General features: G+C 68.3%; 16 protein-coding genes and 1 pseudogene. 8 read left to right on the forward strand and 9 right to left on the reverse strand.

The genetic code is table 11. The annotated features are described in order from the left end of the window. Positions 1 to 203 precede the first annotated feature (203 nt). Positions 204 to 599 (forward strand): DUF2267 domain-containing protein, encoded by a 396-nt coding sequence (locus ACIP94_RS22880; protein ID WP_402428535.1) that lies wholly within the window; start codon positions 204 to 206, stop codon positions 597 to 599. 71 nt (positions 600 to 670) lie between these two features. Here the strand turns inward: ACIP94_RS22880 and ACIP94_RS22885 are convergent. Next, positions 671 to 816, reverse strand: a pseudogene (locus ACIP94_RS22885) (IS5/IS1182 family transposase); the annotation flags it as partial. Positions 817 to 1,032: 216 nt separating this feature from the next. Here ACIP94_RS22885 and ACIP94_RS22890 point away from each other — a divergent pair. Both ACIP94_RS22890 and ACIP94_RS22895 read left to right on the forward strand, forming a co-directional pair. Further along, positions 1,033 to 1,395, forward strand: a complete 363-nt coding sequence (locus ACIP94_RS22890) for a DUF5335 family protein (protein WP_359184595.1) — start codon at positions 1,033 to 1,035, stop codon at positions 1,393 to 1,395. Between the two features lie 444 nt (positions 1,396 to 1,839). After that, the gene (locus tag ACIP94_RS22895) at positions 1,840 to 2,139 is read left to right on the forward strand and encodes a hypothetical protein (RefSeq protein WP_402428539.1); all 300 of its coding nucleotides are present in this window, start codon (positions 1,840 to 1,842) and stop codon (positions 2,137 to 2,139) included. Positions 2,140 to 2,358: 219 nt separating this feature from the next. Here the strand turns inward: ACIP94_RS22895 and ACIP94_RS22900 are convergent, their stop codons facing one another. From ACIP94_RS22900 to ACIP94_RS22925, 6 genes are all read right to left on the reverse strand, one after another. Continuing rightward, positions 2,359 to 2,583, reverse strand: a complete 225-nt coding sequence (locus ACIP94_RS22900) for a hypothetical protein (RefSeq protein ID WP_402428542.1) — start codon at positions 2,581 to 2,583, stop codon at positions 2,359 to 2,361. Positions 2,584 to 2,592: 9 nt separating this feature from the next. After that, positions 2,593 to 3,153, reverse strand: a complete 561-nt coding sequence (locus tag ACIP94_RS22905) for an SUKH-4 family immunity protein (protein WP_402428544.1) — start codon at positions 3,151 to 3,153, stop codon at positions 2,593 to 2,595. A 76-nt stretch (positions 3,154 to 3,229) separates the two neighbouring features. Next, entirely contained in the window at positions 3,230 to 4,021 is a 792-nt protein-coding gene (locus ACIP94_RS22910; protein WP_402428547.1) for a nucleic acid/nucleotide deaminase domain-containing protein, read from the reverse strand. Beyond that, positions 4,018 to 4,713 (reverse strand): hypothetical protein, encoded by a 696-nt coding sequence (locus ACIP94_RS22915; RefSeq protein ID WP_402428550.1) that lies wholly within the window; start codon positions 4,711 to 4,713, stop codon positions 4,018 to 4,020. Before ACIP94_RS22915 ends, ACIP94_RS22910 begins: the two co-directional genes overlap by 4 nt. Positions 4,714 to 5,063: 350 nt before the next feature. After that, a complete protein-coding gene (locus ACIP94_RS22920) occupies positions 5,064 to 6,872 on the reverse strand; it encodes a hypothetical protein (RefSeq protein WP_402428553.1) in 1,809 nt (602 codons plus the stop codon). Beyond that, entirely contained in the window at positions 6,869 to 7,714 is an 846-nt protein-coding gene (locus ACIP94_RS22925) for a nucleic acid/nucleotide deaminase domain-containing protein (RefSeq protein WP_402428556.1), read from the reverse strand. The genes ACIP94_RS22920 and ACIP94_RS22925 overlap by 4 nt, the downstream gene beginning before the upstream one ends. A gap of 792 nt (positions 7,715 to 8,506) precedes the next feature. On the opposite strand from ACIP94_RS22925, the gene ACIP94_RS22930 reads away from it, so the two are divergent. From ACIP94_RS22930 to ACIP94_RS22950, 5 genes are read left to right on the forward strand one after another with little or no spacing between them, the layout of a single operon-like run. Next, positions 8,507 to 9,523 carry a GlxA family transcriptional regulator gene (locus ACIP94_RS22930; protein ID WP_402428559.1) on the forward strand — a complete coding sequence of 339 codons (1,017 nt, stop codon included), beginning with the start codon at positions 8,507 to 8,509 and terminating at the stop codon, positions 9,521 to 9,523. Further along, positions 9,520 to 11,274, forward strand: coding sequence for a thiamine pyrophosphate-binding protein (locus tag ACIP94_RS22935; protein WP_402428562.1), 1,755 nt, complete (start codon positions 9,520 to 9,522; stop codon positions 11,272 to 11,274). Before ACIP94_RS22930 ends, ACIP94_RS22935 begins: the two co-directional genes overlap by 4 nt. Then, positions 11,246 to 11,899, forward strand: a complete 654-nt coding sequence (locus ACIP94_RS22940) for an SRPBCC family protein (RefSeq protein WP_402428565.1) — start codon at positions 11,246 to 11,248, stop codon at positions 11,897 to 11,899. The genes ACIP94_RS22935 and ACIP94_RS22940 overlap by 29 nt, the downstream gene beginning before the upstream one ends. Next, positions 11,896 to 12,915 (forward strand): 3-oxoacyl-ACP synthase III family protein, encoded by a 1,020-nt coding sequence (locus ACIP94_RS22945; RefSeq protein WP_402428568.1) that lies wholly within the window; start codon positions 11,896 to 11,898, stop codon positions 12,913 to 12,915. The genes ACIP94_RS22940 and ACIP94_RS22945 overlap by 4 nt, the downstream gene beginning before the upstream one ends. Before the next feature lie 4 nt (positions 12,916 to 12,919). Continuing rightward, positions 12,920 to 13,939, forward strand: a complete 1,020-nt coding sequence (locus ACIP94_RS22950; RefSeq protein WP_402428571.1) for a histidinol-phosphate transaminase — start codon at positions 12,920 to 12,922, stop codon at positions 13,937 to 13,939. A gap of 127 nt (positions 13,940 to 14,066) precedes the next feature. Here the strand turns inward: ACIP94_RS22950 and ACIP94_RS22955 are convergent, their stop codons facing one another. Together ACIP94_RS22955 and ACIP94_RS22960 are read right to left on the reverse strand one after the other, a co-directional pair. Next, complete coding sequence (locus ACIP94_RS22955; protein ID WP_402428574.1) at positions 14,067 to 15,074, reverse strand: NADP-dependent oxidoreductase; 1,008 nt, start codon at positions 15,072 to 15,074, stop codon at positions 14,067 to 14,069. A gap of 121 nt (positions 15,075 to 15,195) precedes the next feature. Beyond that, the gene (locus ACIP94_RS22960) at positions 15,196 to 15,900 is read right to left on the reverse strand and encodes a TetR/AcrR family transcriptional regulator (RefSeq protein WP_402428576.1); all 705 of its coding nucleotides are present in this window, start codon (positions 15,898 to 15,900) and stop codon (positions 15,196 to 15,198) included. Positions 15,901 to 15,902: the final 2 nt, after the last annotated feature.

Here is a 15,902-nt window from a genome sequence, read left to right on the forward strand (position 1 = left end):
ACCCCGCCGGGCATGCGGCAGCAACCGGCAGGTCATCCCTCACTGGGCCGTATACGCTGACCTGCAGGAACTCATGGCCACTCCGCCACACGGCGGGATCGACGCCGGCCCTGCCCAGTGGCCGAGGCGACAGGTATGGGTTTGACTGGGTCTGTTGGTGATCACGCCGACGGACGGCCTGACGACGACTGGGGCAGGGTCGCATGGAGTACGACGCATTCCTGACGAAGGCAGCCGAGCGGGCGGGCGTCTCCCTCGACGTTGCGGAGACCCTCACACGCGCCACCTTTGAGGTGCTCGCCGACCGGATCAGCGGCGGAGAGGCCAAGGACCTCGCGGAGCCACTGCCGGAACCGCTCAAGAGCTGGCTGCGCACGGACGAGGAGATCGCGAAGGGCTACGGGGCCGACTCGTTCGTCCGGCGTGTGGCCGACCGCGCGGACGTGCCCCGCGAACTCGCGGAGGCCGGGATCCGCGCGGTCCTGGCCACCCTGAGGGAAGCGGTGGGCGACCAGGAGTTCCGCAACGCGACCGCCCAACTGCCCAGGGAGTACGACGTCCTGCTCTCCAAACCCGCGGGCCCGGCCGACGCCAGGTAGCGACCGTTTCGCGAGCCGCGTCGTTGCCGCGATCGGTTGTCAGCGACTGTCGGCAGCAAGGCTTTTCCCTCATCGGCCTGAGCTGGATGCAGAGTGAGGACGGCCTGGACACGGCAGTGGTGCGGGTGGACGAGCACCGGAACTTGCGGAGGAGTCGCCAGGACTTCAGGGCGACCATGGCCTCCTCGACGAGTGCACGGCTCTTCGCATGGTGCCGTTGGTCCGTGGGAGCGCGTGGCGGCTCACGTGGGTCCGGCAGGCCGTGCCCGCCCCCGCTCCGCCCGTATCGGAGCCGCCCCGTGGGGCTTCGGTCCGGACTCGTCCAGGCAGGTCCACCAGGGCCGCACGGCTCGACCTGTCAGGCCGAGGCAGTCGCTCAGGGCTGCGGCTACCGTCGTGGGGAGAGCAGATTGCCACCGGAGGAGGAACGACGATGGCCGGCACCGAAACGCTCGACCGCAGCACCTGGGAGACCGCCCTCAACCAGGTGACCGAGGAACACCAGGGGGAGTTCGTCACCATCGAGGTACTGGACCCCGAGGTCGGGCACCAGTACGAAGCCAACCGGCTGCCCTTCGCCACCATCGTGTACGACCCGAAGGACGACGTAGTGGCCGTCTCCGTCGGCGGACGGTCGCCGCGCTACCCCGTCGTCCTGCGGCACCTCGTGTGGCACCCCAGGGAGATCGACGTCGCCACCCAGGACATTCCCGAGCCGGCGGTCCGGACAGTCGACAAGGACGGCACCGCCACGCTGATCACCTTCTTCCCCCAGGAGTCCGGCACGGAGTCCTGACCCCTGAGGCGCGCCCTCCCCCGGCAGCCGTCACGGCACCTCGTATGACAAACCCATTGGTGATCACTAGATGGGTGACGGGCCGACTGGGGATCTAGTGATCGTTTCAGGATCCTTGTGGTGTCCACCGAGGACCTGCAAGACCCCGAGGCCTCCAGGAACCGGCAGCTCACCCGTGCTCGAGCCCTAGCCCGCCGGGGGCCAGATCGTCAGTGAGTACTTCGACGTCGGCCACAGCCGTTCCCTGCCCTGGCAGCACCGCCCCCGCGCGAACGAACTCCTCAACCTTCGCCGCGACGGGACAGGGGAGGGGCAAAGATCGCGCTAAGAACTTGAGCGGTTCATTCCCCGTCGTATGACTGGCCTGCCAGGCTCTCGAGCTGCGGGAACAAGCCGTAGTGATGTCGTGGGGCCTGCCGACGAGGGGTACCGATGCTCAGGTTTATGGACTGGTCCGTCGTCGTGATGGGCTGCTTGCTGGTTTTCCTCGGTTTCGGCTGCCGCTGGTGGGAGCAGGCGAAGGTTCGCAAAGGAGCGAGCCCCCGCCAGGGCGTGCGCTTGTACTTGTTCTCCCTGCTCATAGGGCTTGGCATGATCGTCGCCAAGTCACCGCACCTGGTGGGCGCGCCCTTCGCTGTCGTGATGACTGCTGACTCGTTGAGTCTTGTGTTGGGGGTCGCCGCGGCGCTGGTATTGGTCGTACCGGCGAGGCGGCAGGTCGGTTCTGGGCCGTTCGCCGAGTGACGGCAATGCTTGTCAAGACTGCGTGCGGCGACTGACATCAACAGGCGCGAACAGCAGCGATCCGTGCCGCACCTGGACGATCGGCCCAGACGCAGACCCGGTTGGCCGGTGTCGACGGTCCCTCGTGATCGACCTGATAAAGATGAGGCCAGCCTTCAAAGCCTTACCTCGTACGGGCGCCGTCCTCACCGTGGGGCGGCGTCCCTCGCCTTGACTCGACTACCAGAGCATTCGCAGCAGTTGCCGCGCCTTGTTCGTCAGGCTGCCGGGCGAGGAGTAGAGGTCGGCCAGAGCTCGGAACGTACCGGGGATCCACAACCAGGGGTGGTTGTAACTCTGTCCCGCGATGTCGCCGCTGTACGCCGCCGCCGCGCCGGCCACAATCGGGACGCTCGGCAAGGCCAGCAGCACCGGCCCATAGCCGACATCCGTAACCACAGCCACGACTGGCGCTCAAAGGAAGTGGTGCTCAGGATCCACGATGTATGTGAGGATCCCGTGCCAGCGGGAGTCAGGGTTGTCGAGGGCGGCGGGATCCACAGACATCATCGCCTTGCGGACTCGGGCCTGTGCGGCTTCGGGGTCGTAAGGCACCTCGATCTCGCTTTCCCATTGGGCGTCGAAGTGCGGGCGTTCCAGTTGGAGGATGTACAGGAAGTGCACGAAAGAGCGGAGCGAGGTGTTCCACAGGTAGATCTCGGAATCGTCGGGCAGGCAGTAGACGGTGCCGGTGTCCGGATCGAAGGCGAGACCGTCATAGGGGATCATGCCCAAGCTGATCCATTTTTCCGCTCCTGCCGGGACGGTGGAGTAACGGTCGGCAAGTTTTTCATCCCAGTCCTCGACGCGCTCGAACCGCTCTGCCAGCTCGGCTTCCATGTCGAACCAAGGATTGTCCCAGACCGGGATTCCCAGGGTTCTCAGGACTTCCCTGGAGTCAGGGTCACCGACAGCATTCAGATTTTCTTCCGGCGCAACAATCAATTCAGCGGGATCGAACACGGTTTCCAGCATCTCGCGAGTGAGGACGGGAGGGCGGCTCATACTCTTTTCCTGTCAGTTATGGGTGGCGTCCGAAAGTGCAAGGATATCATCGATTGGCCTGCAGTTCGGGGAGGTAAAACTTCGTCTCGTCGTTCCCGGAACCGAAACTGTGCGTGACCGCCGTGTCCGGTAATCTCTCAGCCATCCAGGCACTGCAGTTCACCCCGGTGTCGCACGGCGCTCGTTCTGTATAGAGGTGGGTTATTCTGCCTTCTTCTCCCTGTCTGAGGAACGGGGTTCCGATCATGCGTTCTGAATGCCGGTACCCGTTGCTGCGCGCGACCAGGATGAAGTCGTTCTTGCCGTTCGCGCCGGCGACTCTGGCCGCCGCGTAGTTGTTGCTCTGGAATTCTCCCTTCCTATCCAGCCCGCCGTAGCTCTGGTCTGCGTGGCGGGCGAGCTGTGTTGCTACCGAGAGATCAGTACTCCCCGCCGTCACCTGTTGCGACGACACCTGCGGCCGCGGGACTTCCTTGCCTTCCTTGTCCGTTTTAAGCCGGGCGTTCTGCTCGCCACGCTTTGGGCGCCCAATGTTGGCTTCGTCGAGCCCAAGACGGTCCTTGTCTTCCGCTGCAAGAACGGAATGACTACCATCGGGGTGCAGTCGGCGGATACTTCCATCGTCGGCCATATGGTAGACCGGCGTCTCACCCTTGGCGATCTTCTGGATTTCCGCTGCATGCTTGGCGTCGGCCTCAAGATAGTTGTGCGAGACCTTCTTTAGGCGGGCATGCGTATCGTGGTAGAGGGCTTTGATGGTCTTGCCGGCATCCTCACCGAGCGCCTTGCCGAGCTTCTTGGCACCGTCCTCCAGGGCGGCTGTGATCTTGTTGGTCATTCGAACGACATCCCGGCGGCCCGGACCCTGAACTCTTCCGCGTGCGAGGCGATGGTGCCGGCGTGGGTCTTCATCAGCTCGGCACGGTTCTGGAGTTCCTGCGGATGGACGGAGAAGCCGGTCCCGGCTCCCCCACCATCGGCCGGCACACCGAGCGCGGACTCGGTGGCCTTGAACATCAAGCCGCTCGCTGCCCGTCCCACGACCTCGACCAGCGGGTTGACGGCCGCTTCGATGACCTCGCCGATGATGTACTGCTCCAACTGTTGCTCAAGGTAGTCGACGGTCTTTTCCGCCGCCTCCACGATCAGCGCCTCAGCGGCCTCCGCGAGTCCGAGGGTGGCGACGGCGGCCGCTTGATCCGCTACGAACGATGCAGCCAGGACCACGAGTTCCGCAATGGCGGCCTCCTTCATGCCCACGATGACGTCGGCAGCTATGTCCAGCGCGGTCGCTACGGTGTTGCAGGCGGTCAGCAGCTCGGACATGTGGCTGTTCGACATCTGCCCCCACTTGGCGAGCAGCGCGTCGTAGGAGGGGCCCTGGTACACGTCAGCCATCTTCTTGATGGTGGCTGTGGAGTCCTGGTGGGTCTCGTCCACTTTCCTGGCGAAGTCGCGTATGTGCTCGGCGAACTCCCGCACCTTGTCCTCGTTCACGTTCGGCCAGTTGATGCCGATGAACTGAAGCAACGAGACGACTTCTTCAGGTAGTTCAAGGGCCAAGGTCTCTACTCCCCCGTCAAGTCGGCCATGACTCAACCAGGCTCGCGCGAACGTGTTCGTTCGACACCACGGCAGGGCAAAGATTCGACAATGAAACGCACGCGCTGCCCGTGTAACCAGCGGTGTATCAGGCTGAGGAAGGGCGCCGGCGCTGCGGTGGGTCAGACGTCGCCGTCCGCGTCTGCGAGACGACTTCTGAGTTGTCCACGTTCATCTGCCCCATCTCTTGCCCTCGCCGAACGCACCGCTGAGACGTCGTCAAAGCGCGGCTCGTACACATCACCATGCTGTCCGGCACCCCTGGAGGTGGCGTGGTCTCACTCACCACTCCACAGCCGCGCGGCGTTGAGGCTAAGGGCGTAGGAGCCTTCGCTGCCCCCGATCGTGAGGCAGAGCCAGGAATCAGAGCGGGCCGGATGATCCGGGACAGCCTGCGCAGTGGTGCAGGCGAGAGAGGAACACGGGAGGAGGAGCGGGAGGACACGAACCTTGCCCGAAGGGAGGTGCCACAGGTGCAGTGAGGCGTCGTTCCAGGCGACGGCGAGGAGAAGGCCGACGGAAGTCTGCTGGGTGGCGATGGAAGTGGCCAGGGCGGCCCGCTGCTCGAGAGGACGGGACATGGGGTCTGCGGAGGTTTTCCAGAGTCGGACGGTGCCGTCCATGGCCGTACTCATCACCAGCGTTTGCCCTTCGCCGGGAAGGACCACACACGTGACGGCAGTGATGGGAGCAGCGTGCAGGACACGTGAGAGGGGGGCAGCCTCAGGAGCCTCCAGGTCCCATACGTGGACGCTTCCCTGCTCGTCGCCGATGACGACGACCCTGCCGCAAGGGCTGTGCCCGAGGGCACTGGGCAGCAGATCAGGATGTCCGAGACTTGCCTGACCGTGGTAGGTCGCAATGAGGCCGAGGACGCCTCCAGGCTCTTCCCCCGTGTGGTGGAGTGCGCCGTTGTCACTGAGCAGAAGTGCGCCGTGCTCAGCGCAAGCGGCCATGCCGTCGAGGCGGGGCATACCGGCTGCGGTCTGCGGCATGGGGACGCCGTGCCGTCCGGTGGCAGCCTCCATCTCGAATAGGCTTCCCAAAGGATCAGCGGCCAGCAACGTTCCCGGCTTGCCGGAAACGGCTGTCAGGGCGCTCACGGCCGTGTCCTGCCGGGCCCAGATAGCCACGTAGGCGTGGTCTGCGAGGAGGGTCTGCAGGTAGCGGGCAAGGAGTGGACTGGGTTCCAGAGCGGCTGTGTGGAGTATGGCCGCCCGCTCGGAGGTCTGGTACTCGATGTCCGAGAGGTGAGGCGCGGCTCGCCTCCATGTCTGTCGAAGGCCTCGCGGGGCGGGGATCCGCTCGTCGGCCAGGCATGCGGCGATGGAAACGGTCGACCCGTGGAGCAGGAATCCGGGGTCGCTGACGAGCGCCGCAATGGCGGGCGCAGGGTCGGGTGCGGCAAGCGCCCGGTCCAGGGCATGTTCACGGACGGACTCGGAAGCCTCATCCCAGCGCACGCGACCGTCAGGAGTGCGTGGAAGTGGAGAGTCGTCTTCCGTGGTCGGAGCCTCACCGGCGTCCGTGAAGGGCTTATCGCCGACGTCGACAGTCGTGACGAGCCCGACGCCTGCCAGGCTGTCAAGTAAGTCCGTGTCGCCGACCTCGATGACGGCGCGGGTCTGCGGCAGGTTCAGAAGAGGGGCAAGAAGGTCACGGACGAGGGTCGCTGGGTCGGCCGCCGGGCGGTCGGCCGGTCCGCGGCCGGATCGGTGCAGATCCACCACTAGCAGGAACAGCGGCCTTTGGTCCACGGCCAGCCGCTCCAGCAGCCGCTCGGGCGGGAGAGGCCCGTAGCCGAGTTGGCGGCCGAGTTCCCAGGCGACAGCGTCTGTGAAGAGTCCCTCGGCCAGGACCGTCGCATGGACCGTGGTCGATGGATGGCTGGCGGAGCCGGCGAGGAACCAGGCCAGCAACTGGCTTTTGCCGCTGCCTCGTGCGCCGCGGACCAGGCAGAGCTTGGACTTCTCCGGCGGGGCGCAGGCCGCCCATTCGAGCAGGGTCGGTGCGTGGGTGGCGGTGAGCCCGTCGAGGGGCGGCCATCGCGTGATGTCCGGACCCGCGGGCGCCGCGGAGAGGCTCACTGTTCCACCGCCGTGCCGTCACCTGTAGTGCCGGCGTTCTCGCGCATCAGGCGGATGCCCTCCGCGCGGGAGTCGGCCGACTCCCCGTAGGGGAAGGTGTGCGTCATCTCTGCGTGCGGGAAGACCTCGGCCAGCCACATAGAGCAGTAGTGGCCTGGCATGAAGCAGGGCTGCAGGTCGGTGTGGATGCGCAGGACCTGCTCCGGACGGACGCCGGCGGCGTGCAGCCTGTCCCACAACCGCTCTTCGGGATGGGCGGCGATCGCGCCGGCCTGGGTGACGATCCGCTTGCCGTGCTCGGCGTCGACATACTCGAAGGCTGCGTAATTCTCCGCGCTTGCGGTGTCGCGGATGTCGTCCAGGACCCGGGGCCACCAGTCCTCTCGGTCACCGAAAGCCGACGGGTCGCAGGCGTGCAGGCGTTCCCGAAGGGTCTCGAACGCTGAGGAAGCCACGGCGGGTTGGTCGGTGGTGACGATGAGGCGCAGGGCGTCAGCCAGTTCCACGAGACTGGAGGCGAAGGCCTCCGGGGAGGAGCTCACGAACCGCCGCTCCTCGTCGTAGTCCAACAGCACCGCCCATACGGCGCCACGCGGGTCGGCGCACAGTTCGAAACCGCCGTCGCTGCCCAGCCGCGCCCAGGAGACGCACTCTTCGCGGGCGACACGGCGCCCGGCTGCGGCGGCGTACGCGCCGAGCGTCACCGGGTCGCGGTCGAGAGTGGTGAAATACGGGCCGACCTTGCGCGGTACCGAGATCCCGGCGAGGCGGTGCACGGGGGACTCACCGGACTCGTGGTCGCCAGCCGCACCGAAGGTCCGGAATGTGGGTTCGTCGATCACCAGAGGTGCTCCTTGGGCTCCGTTCCACGCTGCGGTCTTGCGCGCCGCGGACTTGTCGGTGTGACCGTCAGTATTGCTCCAACTCGGTGTCTTCATCGAACCAGAGGGTCAGGAGTAGCTCAACGCGGGCCGGGGCCGAGGGACCTCATGGTCGCCTGCACGCGTTCAACGTCCCTTCCGGGCGATCCTTCGCACGTTCGCCACCTACGCGGCCCAGATCATCCCCTACCCCGCCTATCCCGGCGGTCGGATGGTGATTCCCTGGGACGGCCACCGGGGTCGTGTCCCGCGTCGTGGTGTAGGGGATCAAGGACTACGCGTTCCGGCACGAGGCACCTGGCGATCTCCGCAGAGGCGGCAGTCCGCGAGGCGCCCTGCTGAGGCCGGTTGAAGCCCCGGTCCGGTGGAATCGCAGCCCCCGAACTGCGGATTCCGGCGCCTTGATCGGCTACACCACCCGGCGGACGCCATCGCCACCGGCCACGGCCTGGTCCGGGTTCGAGGTGTCCGGCGCCGGACCTTCGGAGCGCGCCGGCGCTCCACCCGCGTCACAGCGCCGGGTGTGTCGGCCGCAAAGGGGCCGGGTTCGTCACCGGCCCGTCAGGGCGACGGCTTCCGCGGTGCGGCGCGCCGCCGTGCCGACGCCCTGTGAGCTGCCTCACCCACCGTCGGCCGGGCAGCCCGTGAATCGCCTTGCCAGCGCCCTTCTCGCCGGTCCGGCGCCGCTTGTTGGCCGGATGCGTCAATAATCTGTCATTGCAGCCAGTGTGGCCCGCGATACAGGCTGTAACCGTGTTGGAGCGACGTGTTGTTGTGGTGGTGTACGCGGGCGCCATGTCCCTGGACATCACCGGACCGATTGAAGTGTTCGATACCGCGAACCGGCTCCTGGGCCCCTCGGGCATCCCGTACCGGACCGACTTCGTCTCCGCCGACGCACCAGTGGTGCGCATGAGTTCGGGGGTGGTGATGGAGGCCTCGCCACTGGAGGCGGGGGAGGGTCCGATCGACACGCTCCTCGTGCCGGGCGGATGGAGTCTGAACGACGCGCTCGGGGACCAGGTGCTCGTGTCCTGGATCGGGAGGGCGGCCGCCCGGTCGCGCAGAGTCGCCTCCGTGTGCGGCGGGTCCTTTCTGCTGGCCGAGGCGGGCCTCCTCGACGGCAGACGTGCCACCACCCACTGGGCGTACAGCGAGGCGATGGCCTGCCGCTATCCGGACGTGACGGTGGACGCCGAGCCGATCTTCGTCTGGGACGGCCCCTTCGTGACCTCCGCAGGCGTGTCGACGGGCATCGACATGGCGCTGGCTCTGGTGGAGGCCGATCACGGATCGGCGCTCGCGCTGGAGACGGCACGGTTTCTCGTGCTGTTCCTCAAGCGGCACGGAGGACAGTCCCAGTACAGCGCCCTCCTCGACGCCCAGTTGGCCGACCATCCGCCGATCCGTGCGGCGCAGGAGTGGATTCTGGACCACCTGGACGCCCCGCTGCCCGTGGCCGAGATCGCACGGCAGGCCAACATGAGCCAACGCAACTTCGCCCGGGTCTTCCGGCGCCAGGTGGGCACGACACCCGGCCAGTACGTCGAGCGGACGCGTATCGCCCGCGCACGCGAACTGCTGGCGACCACAGACCTGACCATCAGCCAGATAGCCGGCCGTTGCGGATTCGCCGCCACCGAGACGTTCTTCCGCTCCTTCGGACGAACCCTGGGACTCACCCCCCGGGAATACCGGCACCGCTTTCAGGTCATCTCGCCATCCGGCCTCATCGACCGGCACCACGGGAGGGAGAGCAGCCCCGCATGACCACCACCATCTCGGCGTTATGCGAGACAGAAACGGTACGCCTGGTCGACCATCTGGCCGGGGAGCTCGCCAGGAACGGGGTCACCCACATGTTCGGCGTCGGCGGCGCGAACATCGAGGACCTGTACGACGCAGTGCACCGCGGCGGTGCCGTCCGCGGTGTCGTCGCCAAACACGAGTTCTCCGCCGTCACCATGGCCGACGGATACGCACGCACCACCAGGCGCCTCGGCGTCGTCGCGGCCACCTCGGGCGGCGGGGCGATGAATCTCCTGCCGGGTCTGGCGGAGGCGTACGCCTCACGGGTGCCCGTGCTGGCCCTGGTGGGCCAGCCGCCGATGGGCCAGGCAGGCCACGGGGCGTTCCAGGATTCCAGCGGCAGGGCGGGCTCCTTCGACGCCCGGGAGGTTTTCGCACCCGTCTCCCGGTTCTGCGCCCGGGTCGATGACCCGCACTCGCTCCCGGAGTTGCTGCCCCGGGCACTCGCGGCGGCACAGGGCGATCCACGCGGGCCGGCCGTGCTGTTGCTGCCCAAGGACGTACAGCAGGCGCGGATCCAGGTGCCCGCCCGCCGCGCGTCCCCGGCACCCGGCGGCGACCCCGCGAGGGCATCAAAGGCGCGGCTCGACACAGCCGCCGTCCGGGCGGTGTGCGACGCCCTTCGCCAGGCTGGACGCGTCCTCATCATCGCCGGTGAGGAGGTCGCCGCCGCCGACGCGCGCGGGGGCCTGGCCGAACTGGCCCGGTGCCTCGGGGCATGGGTCGCGGTCACCCCGGACGCCAAGGACGTCTTCGACAACCGGGATCCCCGCTTCGCCGGCGTGGCCGGGGTGATGGGTCACGCCAACGTCGAAGACTGCCTGTGGCGGGCCGACCTGTGCCTGCTGGTCGGTACCCGACTGCCGCTCCTGGCCCGCGGCGGCCTCGACCGGGCGCTGGCCGCCACCGACGTCGTCTGCCTCGGCCCCGAACCGCCGTTCGTGGCGGCCACCGCACTGGGTGGGAACCTGCGGGAGGCGCTGCGCGCGGTGACCGCCGGGCTGCCGTCGCACCCACGTCGCTGCCCGCCGCACGCCGGCCCCCTTCCCACCCCCCTCCCAAGCCCGCTGTTTCCGGCCCGGCAGCACACCGTCACCCATGCCGAGGCGGTTGCCGCGGTGGAGGCCGCACTCCCCCAGGACGCACATGTCTTCGTGGACGCCGGCAACGCGGGGGCCAGCGCCGTCCACCTCCTCCCGGCACCGCGCCATGGCCGCTTCGTGGTGGCGGTCGGCATGGGCGGCATGGGCTACACCTTCGGTGCCGGCATCGGCGCCGCGCTCGCCACCGGCCGACGCACCTACGTCCTCGCCGGGGACGGGTCCTTCTTCATGCACGGGATGGAGGTGCACACCGCCGTGGAGTACGACGCGCCCGTGACGTTCGTGATCTTCAACAACCACGCACACGCCATGTGCGCGCTCAGGGAGGAGCTCTTCCAGGGCGGCGTCCGCGAGGACGACCTGTTCACCCGGACCGACCTCGCCGCCGGAGTGGCCGCCGCCTTCCCGTCCCTCAAGGTCACCCAAGCCGCCGACGCGGCACACCTGCGCACGGCGCTGCTGCGCGACAACGCGCGCGGCGGCCCGGCGTTCGTCGAGGTGTCCTGTGACCCACGGGAGGTACCCCCGTTCCTTCCCTTCCAGTCCACCACCGAAGCCACCAAGAGCAAGGAGGGTTCACATGAGCGAGGAGTCGTCCATGTTGGCTGACATCCCCGGTCTGGTCCGGATCGAGAACGCCGGCAAGGAGGAACTGACCGCCCACTGCATGGAACTCACTCACGCGGTCTACCCCCACCATCAGGTCTACGGGCAGTACTGCACGATCCACGAGTACGTCGACTGTCCCCCGGAGCAGGCCTACGACTACCTGCGCCAGGGGCACCATCTGGAGGAGTGGACCTGCAGCCTGCGGGACTTCGCGCCCACCGGCCTGCCGGGGCTGTGGGTCGGTCACGACCGGCTGGAGGACGACACCAGGATCTACTGCAGGGTGCGCGCGAACCCCGAGGCCATGACCGTGGACTACCACTGCTCCTGGGACCAGGGCGAGGAGCTGTGGATGATCTACCTGATGCGGGTCGTCCCGGCCCGGCTGGTGCTCGACAAGCCGGGTTCGGTGATCACCTGGACCAACTGCCGGCACCCCCACTACGACGACAACCCGCACCCCGAGCTGGCTCCCCGCCCGGACCGACCCTGGGTCGGCGACTACTGGGACCTCTTCTACGCGGGGCACACCGTGGAGATGCGCAACCTCAAGGCCATTCTGGAACATCGTCACCGCAACGGCCTGCCCGTCGGTTCGGCTCCGGCGCGGGCGGTGACGCGGTGACCACGGTCAGCCTCACCGACGTCGCGAGCTACCTGCCCGGTGAGCCGGTCCCCGCGGAGTTCTACACGGACTTCCCCGGAGCCGAGGACAAGCTCCGCCACCACCCCATGTTCAAGGTCCCGCCGTCACGGCACCACGTTGCCCGGGACGAGACCAACGCGGACATGGTCGAACGCGCCGTACAGCCCCTGATGGAACGGCACGGTGCGGCCGAGATCCGTGACGTCGACGTGCTGTTGGTGCACAGCCAGCTGCCGGACCTGCCGTTCGTGGGCGCCGGTACGGAAGTGGCCCGTCGGCTGGGCCTGAACCCCGAGTGGCTCGTCGACGTGGCCAACGCGGGCTGCGCGTCCTTCGTGTACATGCTGAAGCTGGCCCGGCAGATCCTCACCACCACCGACGCGAAGACCGCGCTGATCTGCAACGCCCAGAGCGCCGCCGGGCAGTGGTTCACCCAGTCCGAGGTGCGCAAACTCGCCCAGGCGGCGATCCCGGGCGACGGGTGCGGGGTGGGGTACGTGACGACGTCGGCACAGTCGCCGATCCTCGACGTGGAGACCCGGCACATCGGCGAGTACGCCGGTGACATGACCGTGGCGGTCGACGACGGCCGCAAGTACTGGGAGCCGGGCGAGTCCCAACTGCGGATCGGGTTCACCGACGCCAGCGTCGCCAAGGTCCTGGCACGCGGCAACCGTCTCGTCCCCGAGGTGGTCACGGACCTGTGCCGTCGGCTCGGCATGTCGAGCACAGACATCGACGTCCTCATCACCAACCAGCCCAACCGCACCTTCCTGCGGAACTGGCGGGAGGCGCTGCAGCTGCCGGCCGAGCGGCACCTGAACACCTTCGACGAGTACGGGAATCTGTTCGGAGCGGCGATCCCGATCACCTTGGACCGGGCGATCGGCTCCGGGCGGGTGACGGACGGCGACCTGCTGGTGCTCGGGGGATTCGCCCACGCGGGCGACTTCGCCGGTGCCGTCGCCGTCCGCTGGCACGGCGCACGGGACTGAGCCCATGGACATCCCCGTACTGCACCGGCTTGCCCTGAACGAGAGTCCCTATCCCCCGCTGCCCTCGGTACGCGAGGCGATGGAACGGGCCGTGGCACAGGCCCACCGCTATCCGCAGTTCCACCCCGACGACCTCACCGAGCGGATCGCCGCGTGGTGCCGGCTGTCGCCCGATCGCGTCGCGGTCGGCAGCGGATCGGTCGGTGTGGCCCTGCAGTTGTTCCAAGCGGTGGTCCGGCCGGCCGACACGGTGGTCTACGCCTGGCGCACCTTCGACGCCTACCCCCTGCTGGCCGCCATGGCCGGTGCTCGACCGGTCCCCGTCCCCCTGTCGCCGGACGGAAGCCAGGACCTCGGCGCCCTGCTCACGGCCCTCGACCACCACACCCGCGTCGTGGTGTTGTGCAATCCCCACAACCCCACCGGAAGCCTCGTCACCGCCGAGGAGCTGTCGGCGTTCCTGCGTCAGGTCCCCCGGCACATCACCGTGCTCCTCGACGAGGCGTACGTGGAGTTCGCCCGCGGCGCCGACCTGCCGGACACGCCCGCCCTCCTGGACGCGCACCCCAACCTGCTGGCACTGCGCACCTTCTCCAAGGCCTACGGCCTGGCCGCCCTGCGGGTCGGCTACGGAATCGGCTCCCCCGACCTGGTCGAACGGATCCGCCGGCAGCAACTGCCCTTCGGGATCAACGCGGTGGCGACAGCGGCGGTGCGGGCCTCACTGCGGGCCGAAGGCGAGCTGCGACGACGCGTGGACACCGTCGTCGCCGAACGAGAACGGCTCCGCGATGAACTCGTGTCCCTCGGCTGGCGCGTATGCCCCGGTCACGCCAACTCCGTGTGGCTCGCCTCGCCCGATCCGGTCGACGCGGGCGTCGCGGCACTCACCGAAGCCGGTGTCCAGGCGCGCCACTACCCCGGCGAGGGACTCCGGCTCACCGTCGGCGACAGGAACGCCAACGACACGGTGCTGACCGCGCTGGCGGGAGTGCGGGCGCACCGGAGCGCGTCGCGGACGTGAAGCGCGACCCCGACGGCCCGTCAGGCCTGCCGTAGGACGGTACCGCCGGACGGCGTCGGCTCCGGCACCACTGGGGTGGGCCCGGTCGCTCCCAGGGCCCACCCCGAAAAAACGTCCCCGGCGGCGGTCACGCCAGCTCGAGCACGAGCTTGCCGACGTTCTCACCGCGGAAGAGCATCTGCAGGGTCTCGGGGAAGTCGTCCACGGTGCCCCGCACCACATGTTCCTTGACCTTGATGCGGCCGGCCCCGATCCAGGCGGAGATCTCCTGCGCCGCCTCCGCGTAGCGCTTGACGTAGTCGAAGACGACGAAGCCCTCCATCCGGGCGCGGCGCACCAGCAACGAGAGGTAGTTCGAGGGACCCTTGACCGGCGTGGCGTTGTTGTACTGGCTGATCGCACCGCAGACCACGACGCGTGCGTGCATCGCCAGCCGGGTCAGGGCGGTGTCGAGGATGTCCCCTCCGACGTTGTCGAAGTAGACGTCGATGCCGTCGGGGGCGTGCTCGCGCAGCGCCTTCCTGACGTCGTCGGCCCGGTAGTCGATCGCCGCGTCGAAGCCGAGTTCGCCGGTGAGCAGGGCGCACTTCTCCGGCCCTCCGGCGATGCCCACGACCCGGCAGCCCTTGGCCTTCGCGATCTGTCCCGCGATGGTGCCGACCGCGCCCGCCGCTCCCGACACCACGACGGTCTCGCCGTCCTTGAGCGCGCCGACGTCCAGCAGACCGAAGTAGGCGGTCATGCCGGGCATGCCCAGGGCTCCCAGGTACGTGGACGGCGGGGCGAGCGAGGTGTCGACCTTCATGGCGCCCCGGCCGTCGGAGACCACGTATTCCTGGACACCGAAGGTGCCGACCACGTGATCACCGGGCTGGAAGCCGGGGTGGCTGGAAGCGGTGACCTCGATGACCGATCCGGCGCGCATCACCTCACCGATGCCCACCGGCGGCAGGTAGGAAGGGCGGTCGTCCAGCCAGCCCCGCATGGCCGGGTCCAGGGAGATGACGCGCGTCCGGCCGGCGAAGAGGCCGGGGCCCGGCTCTTCGACAGGCCCGGAGCAGTGTTCCCAGTCCTCGGGCTTCACCTCGCCCACGGGGCGGGCTGCCAGACGGATCTGTCGGTTGGTCACGGACATCGCGCCTCCTGTCGTTCAGGGCTTCGCCGTAGGGTACCGACCAGTAGGTATGTCATGCTGCGTGATGTTCGGCACATGCCACACACCCGGTGCCGTCCAGCCCGCCGCAAGGCCGGAGCGGTCAGTTCGTCGAGGCCGTCCGCTCGAGCCGGCCCTTGCCGCCCCGGTCCCGCAGCAGTCGCGCGGTCTGTGCGGACACCGGCGCCGCCAGCAACGCGGTCACCAGGTCGACCAGACGGCTGGTGAACAACCGGTCGTCCCTGCGGGGGCGTCCGGCGGCCCGGGCGGCGAGTTCGGCGTGACAGAACCGCATGGCGGTGAAACGGGTATGGAACACCGCGGTCGACTCGGGAGCCAGCAGCGGTTCCACCAGGCGCCGCCAGGGATAGATGCTCGACCCCTCCGTCACGACGGCCTCGACCAGGGGTTCGGGGCGGTTGAGCAGTTCGGCCACGATCTGCAGGAACTCACGGCCGCCGTCGGGATCGGCGAGTTTCGCGGCCGCAGGCAGCACCAGTGCGACGCCGAGGGAACGGAGATCCGCGGCGCCACTGTCCTCGTACTGCTGCAGCAGCACCTCCCGGCGGGCGTCCACCGCCGGGAGGTGCTTGTCGAGTACGGCGCGCAGCAGACCCGCACGGTCACCGAAGTGGTACTGCAGGGCCATCGCGTTGCGCTGGCCGGCGGCCCGCTTGATCTCGTTGAGCGACGCACCGTCGACGCCCTTCGCCGCGAACAACCTCTCGGCGGCCCGGATGAGGGCGGTGCGCGTCTCCCCCGCCTTGCGACTCCGAGGCGACGTGGCCTGCGTCTCATGTGCTGTCACGG

Origin of the sequence: Streptomyces sp. NPDC093261, assembly GCF_044753645.1 — a bacterium.
Classification (GTDB): Bacteria; Actinomycetota; Actinomycetes; order Streptomycetales; family Streptomycetaceae; genus Streptomyces.